At 61.0% G+C, this 16,503-nt stretch carries 14 protein-coding genes; 7 read left to right on the top strand and 7 right to left on the bottom strand.

The annotated features are described in order from the left end of the window. Window positions 1-32 precede the first annotated feature (32 nt). Window positions 33-1,352 (top strand): ABC transporter substrate-binding protein, encoded by a 1,320-nt coding sequence (locus NKH83_RS09735; RefSeq protein ID WP_352475706.1) that lies wholly within the window; start codon window positions 33-35, stop codon window positions 1,350-1,352. A gap of 183 nt (window positions 1,353-1,535) precedes the next feature. Here NKH83_RS09735 and minE read toward each other — a convergent pair whose 3' ends face one another. The 3 genes from minE to minC are packed head-to-tail and all read right to left on the bottom strand — an operon-like array spanning window position 1,536 to window position 3,359. Further along, a complete protein-coding gene (gene minE / locus NKH83_RS09730; RefSeq protein WP_023677151.1) occupies window positions 1,536-1,808 on the bottom strand; it encodes a cell division topological specificity factor MinE in 273 nt (90 codons plus the stop codon). Next, a complete protein-coding gene (minD, locus tag NKH83_RS09725; RefSeq protein ID WP_254819515.1) occupies window positions 1,805-2,620 on the bottom strand; it encodes a septum site-determining protein MinD in 816 nt (271 codons plus the stop codon). Before minD ends, minE begins: the two co-directional genes overlap by 4 nt. Before the next feature lie 19 nt (window positions 2,621-2,639). After that, a complete protein-coding gene (gene minC, locus NKH83_RS09720) occupies window positions 2,640-3,359 on the bottom strand; it encodes a septum site-determining protein MinC (RefSeq protein ID WP_352803627.1) in 720 nt (239 codons plus the stop codon). A gap of 238 nt (window positions 3,360-3,597) precedes the next feature. Here minC and NKH83_RS09715 point away from each other — a divergent pair, with 238 nt between their 5' ends. Next, window positions 3,598-4,458, top strand: coding sequence for an alpha/beta hydrolase (locus tag NKH83_RS09715; protein WP_352475704.1), 861 nt, complete (start codon window positions 3,598-3,600; stop codon window positions 4,456-4,458). A 93-nt stretch (window positions 4,459-4,551) separates the two neighbouring features. On the opposite strand, the gene NKH83_RS09710 is transcribed toward NKH83_RS09715, so the two are convergent. Both NKH83_RS09710 and NKH83_RS09705 read right to left on the bottom strand, forming a co-directional pair. Then, window positions 4,552-5,658 (bottom strand): glycosyltransferase, encoded by a 1,107-nt coding sequence (locus NKH83_RS09710; RefSeq protein ID WP_352475703.1) that lies wholly within the window; start codon window positions 5,656-5,658, stop codon window positions 4,552-4,554. An 8-nt stretch (window positions 5,659-5,666) separates the two neighbouring features. Next, window positions 5,667-7,049: a GumC family protein gene (locus NKH83_RS09705; RefSeq protein WP_352475702.1), complete on the bottom strand. Its 1,383-nt coding sequence runs from the start codon at window positions 7,047-7,049 to the stop codon at window positions 5,667-5,669. 491 nt (window positions 7,050-7,540) lie between these two features. Here NKH83_RS09705 and NKH83_RS09700 point away from each other — a divergent pair, with 491 nt between their 5' ends. Next, window positions 7,541-8,608, top strand: a complete 1,068-nt coding sequence (locus NKH83_RS09700; protein ID WP_352475701.1) for an acyltransferase family protein — start codon at window positions 7,541-7,543, stop codon at window positions 8,606-8,608. A 159-nt stretch (window positions 8,609-8,767) separates the two neighbouring features. Then, on the top strand, window positions 8,768-10,147 hold the full coding sequence (locus tag NKH83_RS09695; RefSeq protein ID WP_352475700.1) for a VpsF family polysaccharide biosynthesis protein: 1,380 nt from the start codon (window positions 8,768-8,770) through the stop codon (window positions 10,145-10,147). On the opposite strand, the gene NKH83_RS09690 is transcribed toward NKH83_RS09695, so the two are convergent. Then, on the bottom strand, window positions 10,096-11,538 hold the full coding sequence (locus NKH83_RS09690; protein ID WP_352475699.1) for a glucosamine inositolphosphorylceramide transferase family protein: 1,443 nt from the start codon (window positions 11,536-11,538) through the stop codon (window positions 10,096-10,098). The genes NKH83_RS09695 and NKH83_RS09690 overlap by 52 nt on opposite strands. Window positions 11,539-11,739: 201 nt before the next feature. Between NKH83_RS09690 and wecB the strand changes: the two genes are divergently transcribed. From wecB to NKH83_RS09675, 3 genes are read left to right on the top strand one after another with little or no spacing between them, the layout of a single operon-like run. Beyond that, window positions 11,740-12,894 (top strand): non-hydrolyzing UDP-N-acetylglucosamine 2-epimerase, encoded by a 1,155-nt coding sequence (gene wecB / locus NKH83_RS09685; protein WP_352475698.1) that lies wholly within the window; start codon window positions 11,740-11,742, stop codon window positions 12,892-12,894. Then, on the top strand, window positions 12,887-14,218 hold the full coding sequence (gene wecC / locus NKH83_RS09680) for a UDP-N-acetyl-D-mannosamine dehydrogenase (RefSeq protein ID WP_352475697.1): 1,332 nt from the start codon (window positions 12,887-12,889) through the stop codon (window positions 14,216-14,218). Before wecB ends, wecC begins: the two co-directional genes overlap by 8 nt. After that, window positions 14,215-15,018: a WecB/TagA/CpsF family glycosyltransferase gene (locus NKH83_RS09675; protein WP_352475696.1), complete on the top strand. Its 804-nt coding sequence runs from the start codon at window positions 14,215-14,217 to the stop codon at window positions 15,016-15,018. Before wecC ends, NKH83_RS09675 begins: the two co-directional genes overlap by 4 nt. A gap of 44 nt (window positions 15,019-15,062) precedes the next feature. Here the strand turns inward: NKH83_RS09675 and NKH83_RS09670 are convergent, their stop codons facing one another. Next, the gene (locus NKH83_RS09670) at window positions 15,063-16,502 is read right to left on the bottom strand and encodes a lipopolysaccharide biosynthesis protein (protein ID WP_352475695.1); all 1,440 of its coding nucleotides are present in this window, start codon (window positions 16,500-16,502) and stop codon (window positions 15,063-15,065) included. Window position 16,503: the final 1 nt, after the last annotated feature.

Below are 16,503 nucleotides of genomic sequence, written 5' to 3'. Positions count from 1 at the left end.
GGAGCGGCGGAAACTCAGTAGGAGGAACTGATATGAAACTGAAAAAAATACTGTTTGCCGCAGTCTCTGCGGGCGCAATGCTGCTCGCAGCTCCAAGCTTCGCGGCCACCGAACTGAGCGTGCAGCGCTTTTTCGGCGCCTGCGATGCTGATTTCGGCACCAACACCGATGCCACCAAGGCCGTTGGCGAATGCGGCATCATCACCTCGCTGATCAACAAGTTCAACGCCGACAATCCCGATGTCCACGTCAACGTCACCACCGTGGAATGGCCCGGCTATGATCAGCTGACCGCCCAGTTCGCTTCAGGCGACGCTCCGGACATCGTCACGATCCATGAATCCGTACTGTCGGATTATCAGTCGAAGGGCCTGTTGATGCCGCTCGACGATCTCTTGAAGTCGGTCGGCGTGACACCCGACGCCTTCACCGACGCGGCACGCAATGGCGCCACCAAAGACGGCAAGATCTATGGTCTGCCGATCGACAGCTGGACGATGCTCTATCACGTCAACATGGATCTTTTCAAACAAGCCGGCCTCGTCAATGCAGACGGCACGCCGATTTTTCCAAAGTCGCCCGAGGAACTGCTCGCCCAGGCCGAACAGTTCAAGCAGAAGACGGGCAAGCCTTATTTCGTCCAGAACCTGGCCAATGAGACTGCACTCTACACACGCAACCTCTACACCTATCTTTTCCAGCAGGATTCCGATTTCTTTGCCGATCCGAAGCATGTGAAATTGAATACGCCGGAAGCCAAGAAGGTCGTCGAGATGTACAAGGCGATCTTCGAGAAGGGCTACACCACCAAGGATCTCGACTATGGCGGCTCGATCAACGCCTTCCTTGCCGGCGAGGGTGGCGTCCATCTCAACGGTACGTGGGTGGTCGGCGATTACAACGCCCAGTCCGAGACCAAGGGGACGGCGCTCAACAAGGGCGGATATGCGGTCTATCCGTATCCGCAGCTGTTTGGCGGCGCCCATGCGCAATATGCCGACGGCCACACCTGGGCCGTTTCGCAGAAAGACCGCACGCCTGAACAGATCGCGGCTATCGGTAAATTCCTGAAGTTCTTCGCCGACAACGACTTCGAATGGTCGCGCACCGGCCACTTGCCAGCCTACAAGGCCGTCATCACCTCGGACGCCTTCAAGGCACTGCCGCATCGCAACACAATCTCTGCGGTCGCTGATCTCGGCAAGCCGCTGCCGTCCGCCGTACAGCGTCAGTTTGCGATCCAGGACATTATTGGCGAAGAGATGAGTGCAGCAATCAGTGGCCAGAAGGACGTCGACACCGCCCTTGCCGACATGGAAAGCCGCGTCAACGAATTGCTCGCCAACATTTGACCACGGGTTTCGAAAGGCCCTCCCAAGGCCCCCCGCGGCTGGAAACGGCCGCGGGGTTTTGGTGAGGGAGTGGTTACTGTCCTCGACTTGCGAGAACTTGCCGGTGGCGACCGGCTCAAGCACACCAACCACGGCGCCGCAATTTCGGCAGCAGCCGACGCAAGCCCTGACTGGAGGGTTTCGTTAGAACGCCGCGGCCATGGGCATTGCGACTTTGTTGGGGATCTGGATGTCGATCTCCAATCTCGACGTCGTTTCGCCGTGATCCATGCTTACCTGCAGGAAATCCTGGTCGACCTGAACATGCCGGGCGATCACCGCCATGATCTCCTCGCGCAACACGGAGACGAGATCGGGCTGGTTGCGGCTTCGACGCTCGTAAGCCAACAGCAGTTGCAAGCGCTCGCGCGCCACGGGCGCGCTGCCGCGGCGCTTGAAGATATCGAGCAGGTTCATGCTGCCCTCCTTCCCAACAGCCGGTCGAGGAGGCCCCTCCGTTCGAAAGGCAGAATGACCGGCAGGTCCTCGCCCTCGAGTCTTCTTGCCGCGTCGATATAGGCGCGTGCGGCGGGGTTGGTGTTTTCGCTGAGCGTAACCGGCGCGCCCACATTGGATGCGCGCAGCACGTCCTGGCTCTCGGGAATTATTCCCAGCAGAGGCGTGGACAGGATCTCGAGAACGTCATCAATGCTGAGCATCTCGCCGCGGGCAGCGCGGGCAGCGTCGTAGCGCGTGACGAGGACGTGTTTGGCAATCGATTCACCTTGCTCGGCTTTCATCGTCCTGGAGTCGAGCAGGCCGATGATGCGATCGGAATCGCGGACCGAGCTCACTTCCGGGTTGGTAACGATTACCGCCTCGTCGGCAAAGCGCATGGCAAGTTGCGCGCCCCGCTCTATGCCGGCCGGGCTGTCGCAGAAGACGTAGTCGAAAACCGATCGCAGCTTGTCGATGACATCGGCGACTCCTTCCTCGGTGAGAGCATCCTTATCGCGCGTTTGCGAGGCCGGCAGCAGGAACAGCGTTTCGAGCCGCTTGTCACGGATCAGCGCCTGCGAGAGCTTGGCGGTTCCCTGAATGACGTTGACGATATCGAAAACAACGCGCCGCTCGGCGCCCATGATCAGATCGAGGTTGCGCAGCCCGACATCGAAGTCGACGAGGGCCACCCGCTTGCCGGTTTTCGCGACCGCGGCGCCGAGAGCGGCCGTCGAGGTCGTCTTGCCGACACCCCCTTTGCCGGATGTGACAACCACTACCTTGCCCATATTTGTGCCTCCAATGTTGTTAGTTGAGCGGTGCGACGCAAAGTGCGCCGTCCTCGAGAAAGGCCTGTACCGGCCTTCCTCGCGAGGAGGCGTCCATCTCCTCGGCGGTGCGGTACCAGCCGTCTACCGCCAGAAGTTCGGCTTCATTTTTCCGGCAAAAGATGCGAGCTGCGGAATTTCCCGTGGCGCCGGCGAACGCACGTCCACGCAACGTGCCGTAGACGTGGATCGATCCTCCGGCGATGATCTCGGATCCGGAACTGACGGAGCCGACAATGACCACGTCGCCATCGGGGTGAAAGATCGACTGGCCGGAGCGGATCGGTGCCTTGATCATCAATGAGTTCGGCGCCTGCGGCTCTTCCGTCTTGGCCTCAGCGGCGGCCTTCGGGTTCGGCTGCGCGTAAAGCGCATCAGCGGTGGCCTCCTTGGTGCCAACGAGGAGCGGCGGCAGATCGGCATCAAGAGCAACGTTGCCATCGACCTCGATCGCGTAAATGCGAATCCCGCGCTCCGCGAGTTGTGAGACAAGATCCCGCATCTCGCCCACCTCGGGCTTGAACATGGTCAGATCGAGCACAACCGGGCGGCCGGCAAAGAAGCCGGGAGAGTTTTCGGTCCAGTGATCGAGGCTTTGCAGCCATTCCCCTAGCGGGGCCTCAGGGGTGAGGGTGAAGGCTACAAACGAGCGCGCTCGAAAGCGTATGGACTTGTTTTGGATGGGAGCGACGCAGGTCACAGAGGCGAGTCCTTACTGATTGGTTAAGGCTAGCCCGGCATGGTTAACGAAAAGTTAATGGCGGCTGCCCGAGGCGTTGGCGGAGGCATTCTTTTTGCCTCCGATCGTCCCGCCGGCGACCTGCTTCCGGTGCAAGACGAGGTCCTCCTCGCGGCTGCCTGGAGGCGCCTCCAGTTCACGAAGTCGGCCGACCGGTATATTGTTGTCGGAATGCCGGGCCTATTAAGGAGTTATCGGTTTGACAAGCGTTGCCAAGGGGCCTGTCGCGGATCGCGGTCGCGCTACCTATGACCTTGGCGCGACCGCCATCTTTGCTTCCAAATCAGACCCGCGCTTTCACTATTGCCTGTATGTGCCTCCCGCGGTTGGAGAAGGGGCCAAAGTCGACCTGATGGTCGCCGTCCATGGCACCGGCCGCACCTCTTTTCTTGGATTCCGCGACGCGTTTTCCGAGTTCGGACGCTGGAACGGCTGCGCCGTGTTGTGTCCGCTGTTTCCGATCGGCGTTCTCGGGGACGATGCCCGCAGTGGGTACAAATATATGCTCGAGGGCAACATACGCTACGATCAGGTGCTGCTCGCCATGATTGAGGAGGTCAGCGCCAAATACAGTCAGGATTGGAGCCGCTTTGCCATGTTCGGATTTTCCGGCGGCGGGCATTTCACGCATCGTTTTGCTATCCTGCATCCCGACAGGCTCTGGGCGGCCTCAATCGGCGCGCCAGGCTCGGTGACCTTACTCGATCCGACGCATGACTGGTGGGTGGGCATTCGCGATCTGCCGGAGAAGTTCGGCATCACCTTCGATGCCGCAGCGCTGGCAAAAGTGCCTTTCCAGATGATCGTCGGCGACGCTGACCTGGAGACTTGGGAAATCACTCATGTGCAAGGCAGCACCCATTGGATGCCAGGCGCCAACGATGCCGGGCGAACACGGCCGGAACGCCTCATGGCCTTGTGTCGATCGTTCGAGGAGGCGGGTGCGCGCGTGCGCTTCGATTTGCTGCCAGGCGTATCTCATGAACGGGACGCGGTTCTCGATTCGGTCAAGGACTTCCTCGCCCAACAACTCAAGGAACGAGGAAACGCCCGACCATGAGCCGCTGCGCTCCAGCTTGTGAAGAGATTACGGCAATCAAGACCCGCCCGCGTCGATCGCATCCAACCGCGATCTGCTGGCCGTGCGCGACAACTAGAGCAACGCTTCGTAGCGATCGCCGATCTTGTCGACTGTGAAATCCAGCGCCCTGTTTCTCAGCACGGCAGCAGGGATGGGGTGATCCAGCATTTCGGCCATCGCCTTCGCAAGGGCTGCGGCGTCACCGACCGGCACCAAGGCGCCGAAGCGGCCGTCACCGAGTATTTCTCGCGGGCCATGCGGGGCATCGGTGGAGATTACGGGGACACCTGCAGCCATGGCCTCGACCAACACGTTGCCAAAGCCTTCGCTGGTCGATGACAGAACGAACAGATCGGCTGCGGCATAGCAAGCTGCGGGGTCGTTGACGTAGCCGGCAAAGAGCACGTGCGCGCCGATGCCGGTCTCTTCGGCATAGGCGTGCAATTCGGCAGCCAGCGGACCTTCGCCGAAGATGACAAGCCGGGCAGGGCGGCCGGCGCGCAGGGCAGCGAAGGCCCGCAGCAAAGTCCGGTGGTCCTTGACCGGCACCAGGCGTCCGGCGGTGGCGATGACGGGGCCATCGCCCATCGCCGCCAACGCTGCCTGCCAGGCATAGGAAGTCCCCTGCGGTGCTTCAGCCGGCGGCAGCGGGTTGTTGATGACGACGACCTTGGATTTGGGGAAGCCGCGGGCGATGATGTCACGGCCGACACCCGCCGAAACGGCGATGGCTTTGGTTGCACGCGCTGCAACCAGCGCGGAAAGCCCGATCGCCAGTCTCGCGCCGAGGCCGCTGGCAGGCAGCGAGGCGGCCGCGTGGAAACTTGGAAAGAATTTTGCCCGGCTTCTGGCCAACATGAGTGACAGCGCCATCACCAGATTGGCGAATTCCGGGGCACTATAGACCGCATCAGGATCAAGGCGGCGGAACAAATTTGCGCTTCGCACGATGCCTTTCAGCGTCGCCGACTTGGCGTAACCCTCGCCGCGCAAGAGAAGGCCGAAGTCGACCAGATGCACGGCAGCGGAACGCAGCGCGGCGTTAGGGCCTTCCGCGTTCCAGGTAAAAAGCGTGACCTCGTGGCCACGCGACGCCAGTTCATTTGCCATCAGGACGAAGACACGTTCGGCGCCGCCGCCCCTCAGGCTGGCGATGTGGAAAACGATGCGCTTCACCATGCCTTGCTTCAGGCTCGGCTGGCGGCAAGGCCTGATCGGTTCGGCGGCCGACGCATGTCGCGGATGATGCCCATGCCGATGGCCAGCAGCATGCCCAGGGCAAAGCCTGCGAACGCTCCTGCGCCTGCTACCAGGGCAGTGCGCGGGGGCCATGAGCGCGCGGGCGGGGGCACCGCGGTCGAAATCACCTGTACGTTTGTCGTGTCGATCTGCTCGCGCTCGCTGATTTGGCGTGCACGTGACAGGAAACTCTCATAGACGGCTCTCTTCGAGGCGGCATCGCGTTCAAGTTCACGCAGGGCGACTTCGGACTCGCTGTCGGTGAAAACATTGCTCTTCAGATCGTTCATCCTGGCGTTGAGAGAAGCCAACGAGGCCCTGGCCTTGTCCAGGCTGGCCTTTGCCGTGCCGACGGTGCGGGAGAACTCGGCCCGGAGTTGCGAGTTGACGGTCTCGAGTTCCGTCCTGAGTCTGACAATCGTCGGGTGACGCGGGCCGAAGGTCATCGACTGTGAGTCGATCTGCTGCCGCAGGCTGTTTGACCTGTCGCGCAGCGCTGCGAGCGCTTCCGAAACCGTGGGGTCGGGATTGGCCCCATTGATGCCGGAGGCAACCAGGGCGTCGTAGCTTGCCTGCGCGGCGATGACGCGCGATTGCGCATCGACGATTTCGCCATTGAGCTGCGTCATTGTCTGCGAACTGACAAGCTGGCCATTGCTGGAGGACAGATTGTGGCTACGCCTATAGCTCTCGACCTTCTCTTCGGCAGCCTGCACGTCGCTCTTGAGTTGGCCAAGCCGGCTGTCAAGGGCTGCCGCGGCACGGCTGGCGCCGGCAGCTTCGGCCTTGGCCAGTTCTTCCTGGAAGTTTTTGACTAGGGCCTGCGAGATCAGGATCGCCTTGGCGGTGGTTTCCGCAGATACCGAGAGGGTTGTGACGAACGATGTCGGGTCCGCGATGGCGTCTACCCGGTCCGCCAGATTCTTCAAGGCGATGAGCCTCGGGTCGGGCTTCGCCACAGCGCCAGACGAGGATGTGCTCCGGTCCGGATCGAAGAATTCTGGATCGTGAGTCAGATTCAGTTCGTCCACCACACGGGAAAGCACGTTGCCCGAGGTCAGGATGCGCTGCTTGCTGCGCGTGCTGAGCAGCTGGCTATCGACCTGGCCCGGTTGCGAGTAGAGGTCGTTTTCCACAACCTGCAAATTGGAAGGGTTGATGAGGACCTCCGTCGTGACGGTGTAACGCTGCTTGCTCAGCAATGCATAGGCGCCGCCGACAATGCCGCCGATTACCGCCAGCATGAGCGCCAGGGCGAGGCCGGCCCGCAGCCAGACGAACAGGCGTCGAAAATCGAGCTCGAGGAAATCGCCGATCTTGTCCAGGGTCACCGTGGCGACAGGCTCCGGAGTTTGCGGCGTCACCGGTGCGGAGCTTAGCGCCGCGACTGGGCCATGCTGTTGCAGCAATGCCCTGCGCCGTGCATTGGCAATACGCTCGAATGCACTGTTGTTGGAAGCCGCTGCGGAGATAGGGGGGGTGCCGGAACCGGCAGACATGGTGACAACCCTTGTTAAATCATTACGCTTGGCCTGCTCTACAGAAACATCGTTAACATCTTATTTTCCAAGTTGGCCCATTTTGCCGTTCATACCCGTTCGTCCGGTGGACGTTGAACGGATCCGTTGCCCAGAATCTGGTGCGAATCCTTGCCATCGCCGGATTGGCGCCCGAACCGGGTGCGTGATTTTCATGAAATCGGTAACGCGCACTTAACGGCGCGCTTGTATTGAAAGCATCGCAACGCCTTTTGGATGACAACTGAAGCACTGACCGCGACCTGCAGGATGGCATCAGTCGCCTGCAATTGCAGGAGGGGAACGTGAACAAATTCTATTCGATCCAGTATCTTCGCGCCTGCGCTGCCTTGCTGGTTCTGTTCGCGCACGCTTTTTCTTACCAGATCGGCATCGACAATCCGATTATCGTGACCGCGGGGCGCCTTGGCGTTGTTCTGTTTTTCGTCGTTAGCGGGTTCATAATGGTCTATATTACAGGAAATGGTGTTTTCTCTGCTCCAACCTTCCTGAAACGCCGGGCGATCCGGATTGTCCCCCTCTACTGGCTTTTCACAAGCGTCGCCGCACTTCTGGCCGCTCTTGCACCAAGTCTCTTCCAGACGACTGTCTTTACGTGGCCCCACTATCTCCAGTCGCTCTTCTTCGTTGTCCACGAAGCGCCCGAACGAGATGGCGTCAGCCCAATTCTGGCACTCGGCTGGACGCTCAATTATGAGGTCTATTTCTATATCGCATTTGCGGCGCTCGCGTTCCTGTCAGTGACCGCGCGCGTAATTGTGCTGACGGTCTTTTTCATTGCGATGTGGCTGGCCGGGCTGCTGATGGCTCCCACCAACCCTGTTATCCAGTTCTATCTGAACGCTTCTCCGGTGGCGTTCGTCATCGGCATGTGGATAGGCCGGCGCTATCTGGATGGCGGCCTTGTTTCCGGCACACGCCATGCCTGGCTACTCGGCCTCATGGCCGCTGCAGGTGTGGTGCTTGCATTCGTCGATGACGGCACGCCGCTGATGAGCCAGATCAGCTTCGTAGGGCAGGTAATGTGGGCAGCCAGCCTGCTTCATCTTGGCCTCATACTGGAACCGAAACTGAAGCACTGGAGCCTGCTCGAAGAGCTCGGCGACGCCTCCTACGCGCTTTACCTGTCGCATATCTTCGTGATCGGCGCCGTGGCCTATTTGGCCAGGCGCACCATCGGCTACGAACATCCGGCGACGGTGTTGCTGGTCTCCGTGGTCAGCATCGTGACGGCCTGCATAGCCAGTCTGGTGATCCACCAGATGATCGAGAAGCCGATTCTTCTCGCTCTGAACGGCAGAAGAACGATCAGAAACACATCGCTTCCTTACGCTGTCACGGGGAACAAATAAGGAGACCGTGCAAACGTACGGGCATCGAATTTAACGGTTGTGGCAAACGCATGGCCCGGCGCATATTTCGCCGGCACACACAGGCCGCCTCCCTTCGGCGGTCCTTGAATGGATCTCGTTGGCCGGAATGCCGTTTGAACATCTTCACCTGGATGGACCATGAGCTATCCCGCTGCCGCATCGGAACGATTGTTGTCCACCCAGGCGCGCCGTCAGAACGCGCTGTCGCTGCTGTTTTTCCTGTGCGCAGCGTTCGCGTTCCTGCTTCGCTTTACGGTGTCGCCGCAGGTGATGAACATGGTCGTCGACTATACGGCCCAGGGAGGCTCGTTCTACGAGAAGCTGCATTTCGGCACCTATGCGATCTTCCTGCTGCTTGCTGTCGTTCTTTTCAGCCGACCGTTTCTGCTGCAGGGCGACGAAATTGGAATATTCAAGGCGTTGGTCCGCTATTCGGTGCTGATGTTCGCGCTGGTGCCTTATCTGTTCGCTACCGGCCGCGCGGGCTCCTCCGGGTTCATCATCGATACCTATCTGGTGGCCGGCGCCGCAGGCCTGTTGATGCTAGCATTAAACGCGGAGTCGCGGCGGGCGCTGGGCGACGTCGTGCTTGGCATGGCTATCCTCAGCGCCGTGATCGGCACGATCGAGGCCGTGACTCAACATCGATTTCTGCCGTACGGTATCAACGAACTGCAGTTCAGGCCGATCGGCCTGGCAGCCCACCCGCTGTCACTGGGCGCGCTCTGCGCCACAGTCATCGGATTCGTACCGCTGACGCGCTGGCGCATATGGGTGCGGGTGGTGGCGATCTTCGTATTGGTCGTCGGTTGTGCTGCATCGGGCGCTCGCGCCGCACTGCTGCTCGCTGCCGGAGAAATCCTCATTCTACTGCTGTTCGTGCCTTGGCCGGGCCTGTCGCTCAAGTATGAGCGGCAGGCCAAATTTGTCGTGCTGATGTTCACCGTGACGGGTGGCGCGGTGCTCGTAGCGATGCTGTTTGCGGGCGGTCTGCTGAACCGGTTCAGCAACACCATCTTCGACCAAAACTTTATGGCCCGGGTGACGATCTACCAGGTGTTCGGACTTGTCAGCTGGAAAGACATCCTGTTCGGCATGAACGGCGACGAACTCCTGAAGATCGTCAACGAGAAGCTGCATCTCCCCTTCATCGAGAGCGCGCCGGTGGTCATCATCATGCTCTTCGGCCTGCCCATAGCAGTGCTCTTTACAGTGTTGATATTCTGGTTCATTTTTCGGCTGCTGCGCGGGGCGCCGCTGCCTGCCTGGATAGGCACCATGACTTTCTTGCTTGCCGCGCTGTCGAACAACGCGCTCTCTTCAAAGTCGCCGGAGATTGCGATTATGGTGGTGTTGCTGCTTGCCTTCAGAAAGCAGCCCTATCGGGGCCAGATCGAAAGCATTCCTTCGGCCGCTGCGTCCCACCCAACCCGGCTGGATCTCGTTAAGCCCGACCTCAGATCCGGTCAGCCGGCGCTATCCACGACCTCAACACTGCCGGCGCGGTTGAGCGTGTGAATGCCCGCGCGGGCCCATGCCGGCCCCGGATCGATTGGGCGGGGTAGTTCGAAACGGATATCGAAATCATCAAGCCGATCCAGTCGCATTAACCCCAGGCCGCCACCATAGGCTCTTGAGCCGTTTTGCACCGGCAGCAGCAGCGAGCCCTCCTGGCGGATAAAGGCGCCGCCTGGCCGAGTGGCGGAGTGGTCGACCGCGACGGGATTGAGCGCGTGCGCAGCCCACGGCCCACGCAATGCCGGGGCGGAATAGACCGCCATCGTGTCAGACGCGCTACCGTGACCGAACCGCTCTGTCCCCAACAGCCAGAAGCGGCCGTCGGATTCGAGCAGCGTGGCGTCGTTGAAATCCCTGTTCGTCATCAGCACCGTATCGCGTACCCAGCGATCCGGAAACTGCACGGCACGGTAGAGCACCAGTTCGCGCGCCGCAGCGCTTTCCGGGATCATGAAAATCTCGCCGGAGTGAGCGAACACCTGCGGATATGACAGGTGATGCGCTTCCTCCAGCACCACCTTCGGCACGCCGAAAGTGCCGTCGGTGCCGAGTTCGGCCACCGAAATCACGCCGCGGCCCGTGGCATAGGGAAATTCCTCGACAAACAGAAAATGGCGGCCGTCGCGCTCGAGAACGAACGGATCGGCGTAGAAGCGCTGCCCGTCATCGGCAAGCACGGTGAACGGCTTACCGTCGAGTCGTCCGGTCTCGGCGACGCCTGGACCGTCGATCAGCCGGTAAGCAACCTGCCAATAGAAGGGGCGCCGACCACGTCGCAGTTTTTGCACCGCGCGGTCGACCATTCCCCTGCCGAAAAAGGGCAGATAGTGCCTGATAAATCCGCCCTTCTGCAGGGGCGGCGCCGGCCTCTCAATAATCGGCGCAAGTTTGCCCGCTGAAAAGCCGGCGACACATTGGGCAATCACGGAGATGGCGCCGGCGAGCAGGTCGTTGCTGGTCCGGGAGAGCCATAGCCGATCGCTGATCATCGGCCGTGCCCTGGCGACGGCAACGCCGTCGAGGCGCGCGGTGAGTTCGGGCAACCGCCCGCTCGCCAGCATCTCGGTCATACCCGCGGCAAAGCTGCTGTGGCCGCAAAATTCGAGCGTCAGGACAGGCGTGCCCCGTCGTGCGGCGCTAGCGGTGAGATCGACTATAAGATCGACTGGGCCGGTGTCGCCGGATGGCAACGGCCGGGAACGGCTTGCCAGTGAGGGGCCGAAGCGCCGGCCCTCGAGCGCCAGCACATTATCCATCGAGCGCGCATTGGGTTCAGGCGTCGGCGCGCGGCTACTCGAAACCGCATGTCCAGCCGCACTCAACCGCGCCAGAAGCTCATTTTCCCAGCGCCGGGATGCGCCGGCGTGGCCGATGATTAAAATATTAGTCAATCCAATATATTCTTTTTCAAGACTACTGCCATAGACTACTTGTCAGCCCAACCTTTCACAAGAGTTAACCCGGGAGAACGCGGCCTTGGTTGTTAATCATATATTAAGAATTGAGATCACGAAGGCGCTTCTCGACGCTATTATAACTCGTGCGGGCAATAGTCGGCATGTCCCGAAGGCTGCAGGCGACCAGGATCAGCGATGAACGTCCTTTCACGTCCAAAACTGCCATCGAGGCAGAAACTGCTGATCGTGTTCGGCACGAGGCCGGAGGCACTCAAATGCTTTCCAGTGGCGCGTGCCGCCCTTGCTCATCCAGGCTTCATCACCGAAATATGCATAACCGCCCAGCATCGCGAAATGGTCGACCAGGTTGTCGAGCTGACCGGCCTGCCTGTGCATCACGATCTCAACATCATGCAACCCGGCCAGTCGCTGTTCGACGTGACCTCGCGCGTGCTGCTGGGCATGGCCGAGGTGCTGGACAAGGCCAAGCCCGATATCGTCATGGTGCAGGGCGACACCACCACGGCGATGGCTGCGGCTCTGGCTGCCTTCTACAAGCGTATCCCGGTCGCTCATGTCGAAGCAGGATTGCGCAGCCACAACATCAACTCGCCGTTTCCTGAAGAACTGAACCGCAAGATTGCCGGCGACATCGCCACCTGGCATTTTGCGCCGACCGTTCAGGCGCGCGACAACCTCATCGCCGAAGGAAAAGCCGAAAGCACCATCTTCGTAACCGGTAACACGGTGATCGACACACTGTTGCATTTTTCAAGCGCGATCGATGCCGACAGGTTGATGAACGCGAAGCTCGCTGCCCGCTTCCCTTTCCTCGACCCTTCCAAGAAGATGATCCTCGTCACCGGCCATCGCCGCGAGAATTTCGACGGCGGCATCCAGCGCATCTGTACGGCGTTGAAGGGATTGGCGGCGCGCGGAGACGTGCAGATCGTCTACCCTGTCCATCCAAACCCCAATGTGCGCTCAGTGGTCAACGCAGACCTGGAAGGCGTGCCGAACATCCACCTGGTCGAGCCGCAGGACTATCTGCCGTTCCTGTACCTGCAGAAGCAGAGCTATCTGGTGCTTACCGATAGCGGTGGCGTGCAGGAAGAAGCGCCTTCACTCGGCAAGCCGGTGCTGGTAATGCGCGAAAATACCGAGCGACCCGAGGGGATCGTGGCCGGCACCGCCCGTCTTGTCGGCACCGATGTCGAGAAAATCCTGTTCAACGCCAATCGCCTGCTCGACGATCAGGCTGCCTATCGCGGCATGGCGGAACGACACAACCCATATGGCGATGGCCGGGCCAGTAACCGGATTGTTGAGGAACTGCTGCATCATGGCTGAAATCAAAACCGTTTCCGTAATCGGCATGGGCTATATCGGCCTGCCGACCTGCGCCATTTTCGCCAGCCGCGGGCTCAACGTCATTGGCGTCGATGTCAACGGAGCGGTGGTCGAGAAGGTCAACCGCGGCGAAATCCACATCGTCGAGCCGGACCTTGACGGTCTGATCCAGAAGGTCGTGGCGAACGGCAAGCTCATGGCCTACAGCACGCCGCAGCCGGCGGACGCCTATATCATCGCCGTGCCGACCCCGATGACCCACGACCATAAGCCGGACGTAACCTACGTGCTCGCGGCGGCACGAAGCATCGCCCCAGTGCTGAAGCGGGGAGACCTTGTGGTATTGGAGTCGACATCGCCGGTCGGAACCACGCGGATCATGACCGGGCTGCTTGCCGAATTGCGGCCCGATCTCAAATTTCCTGTCCAGCATGGCGAAGACGCCGATGTGCTGGTCGCCTATTCGCCCGAGCGCGTGCTGCCGGGAAAGGTGCTGACCGAGCTGATCAACAATGATCGCTCGATCGGTGGATTGTCCCGCAAATCGTCGGAACGGACCGCGGCACTCTATTCGACCTTCGTCACCGGCGACCTGTTCATGACAACGGCCGAAAGTGCTGAGCTGGTGAAACTGACGGAGAACGCATTCCGCGACGTCAACATCGCCTTTGCCAACGAGCTTGCCGCAGTGTGTCAGGATCTGTCGCTCAATGTATGGGAAGTGATCGATCTCGCCAATCGGCACCCTCGCGTGAACATCCTCCAGCCGAGCCCGGGCGTTGGCGGTCACTGCATTGCGGTCGATCCATATTTTATCATCGATGCCGCACCCAACAGCACGCGGCTGATGGCTTCGGCACGCCGGATCAATTCCGAGCGGCCCATGTCGGTGGTCAGGGATATCGAGGCCTTGCTCGATCCCTCCCGCAAGCAGACGATCGCCTGCCTTGGCCTCAGCTTCAAAGCCAACATCGACGATTTGCGCGAGAGCCCGGCCGTCGAAGTGGTGAAGCTTCTGTCCGATATCCCCAATGTGAAGATCATTGCGGCTGAACCCAACACAAATGCGCTGCCGCACGAGCTCGAGGGCAGGGGCATCGTGTTCACCGATGCACTTTCGGCCATCGACAAATCCGATATCGTCGTCCTCCTGGTCGACCATCGGCAATTCAATCTGGTCGACCCCGAAGCGCTCAAGGACAAGAAGCTCGTCGATACGAGGGGCCTGTGGACGTGGCGCAAGGCGCGCAAGCCGGACGCCCGCATCGACGGCAAGAAACCAGAGATCGCACAAGTGCCGCTTGCAAGGGAGCAGGCCGCATGAACGCGCACGCCCCGGCATGGGCGCAGCATTCCCTGTTGGCGTCACGGCGCCGGGAGTTCCTTGGCGCACCTATCCATGCGCTGACCATGGCAGAGACGCTGGCCATCGCCGAAGAGGCGATGACCCTGCGGCGGCCGCTGCACCATGTGGTCGTGAATGTCGCCAAGCTGGTGACCATGCGCCAGAATGCCGAACTGCGCGACGACGTGGCCGGGGCGGACGTCGTCAATGTCGATGGCATTGGCGTGCTTTGGGGTGCGCGTTTGTGCGGCGTCGCGCTGCCCGAGCGCGTGGCGGGCGTCGACATCATGATCAATCTGCTGAGCCTCTGCGCGATGCGTGGATTCAGGCCGTATCTGCTGGGGGCCGAACAGCACGTTCTCGATGCGGTCGTAGCGAGACTTGCCAATGACCATCCGAGCCTCAGCATAGCGGGGACGCGCAACGGCTATTTCAAGCCGGAGGACGAGGCCGGGATCGTCGCGGCGATCAACGCCTCTGATGCCGACTGCCTGTTGGTGGCCATGCCGACACCGCGCAAGGAACGCTTTCTCAAACGCTACCGCGATGAACTCGCCCCAAGCTTCGTGATGGGCGTGGGCGGCAGTTTCGACGTCTATGGCGGCAAGGTTGCCCGTGCGCCGAGGCTGATACAAGCGGCCGGCCTGGAGTGGCTGTTCCGCGTCATCCAGGAGCCGCGACGCTTGTGGCGCCGCTACTACGATACCAACACTGCCTATGCCGGGCTGCTCTGTCGGGAGTTGTGGGAGCGTCGCTGGCGCCGAAACGCCGGTTTATAGATTCGCGTTCCCTCACAAAACAGGCGTCGGCCCTGAACTTCGCCTTACGCGATCCGCAGCCGCGCCCGCAACTGGGCGACGAATTGCGTCGCTGCTACAGGATGGAACAACGAGGTCAACCCGAAGAAGACCGCAGCGCCGGCGGTGCCGCCGGCGACAAGCGAGAAGATCGCCGGCACGTCGCCGGCCACCATGCTGGCAAGCTTGGCGGCCACCCCCGTGCTGAGCGAGATGACTACCGAGACACCGATGTCGCGCCACGGCACCGGCACCGGCGTGAGCCGCTCGCTGATGACAATGCAGGTTATGGAGCCCACTACCGAGCCGCCCGCAAGCGCCAAAGCCGCACCGATCTCGGCCATCGGGGGGATCAACAGCAGGGACAATGCGATTGTTGCCACCGAGCCGAAGAGGTTGGCGATGATCAGCAGCCACGGCCGCTTGTGCGCGTGCACCACCACGCCATAGACGAAGCTGGTGAGGTTGGCGCACAGCACGCTGAAGGCAATGATTGGAAACAGCAGGCCGAAGCGGCCGTGATATTGCGAGGGCAGCATGAGCTCGGTGATATCGCCGCTGAGCGCGACCAGCATCGCTGCAATAGGCAGGCAAAGCCGCATCATCAAGGCCATCAACTGCGACAGCAACCGACCCGATGCCGCGGGCCCGTCCTCGTCGAAGCGGCTGACCACCTCGGGAAAGGCGCCCATGTTGATGGCGTTGGCGACCATATCGATCGGTTGGCGGGCTAACGCATAGGCTGCGGCGAAGATCGCCACGGCGCTGGCATCGTAATAGAACTTGAGGAACAGACGCTCCGCGCTGTTGAGCCCAAACCCAACCAGCGCCATGATGATCAGCGGCACACCGAGCGCAAAGAAGTCTCTGTGGGTGAAACGCGGCGGACCGGTAACAACGCGTCGGGATGCCATGATCCCCGCCACGATGCCGGCAATCAAGGCGCCGAGGCTCGAACCGAGCGACACCGTCAGAAAGCTGTCCTGAAAGACAAGGATAGCGCCGATCGGTAACGCGAGTTGCAGCAACGCACGCAGGGCTTCTAGCATTGAATAGACCGAATGGCGCTGCTGCATCTGCAGCACCGTCAAGGCGAAGCGGCTGATGGATCCGGCGACCAGATAGCCGCAGACCGCGATCGCGAACTCGACCCAGCGTTCAGGCACGATCACCGCCGACGCGCCTATCGATATGACCAGCGCCAGGGCCGTGGTCGCAAGCAACACCTGCCCCGCCAGCATCAGGCTGCCGCGGCTGACCTCGCCCTTGCCGCCAAGCCTGAGCAAGGCGATGCGCAGCCAGTTGGTGACGGCAATGTCGGTCATTTCACCGACGGTCACCACCAGGGTGAGCAGGCCATACTCGGTCTGGTCGATCAAACGCGTCACGACGACCAGCAGGAGCAGCGCCGAAATTCGCGTCAGCAGGATCGCCGGAGCATAAATGAGCGTGGAACGGAGCAGCAAG

It is taken from the genome of Mesorhizobium sp. M0909 (genome assembly GCF_040319515.1).
In the GTDB taxonomy this organism is placed as follows: domain Bacteria; phylum Pseudomonadota; class Alphaproteobacteria; order Rhizobiales; family Rhizobiaceae; genus Mesorhizobium.
This window is presented reverse-complemented; position numbering and strand designations above follow the sequence as displayed.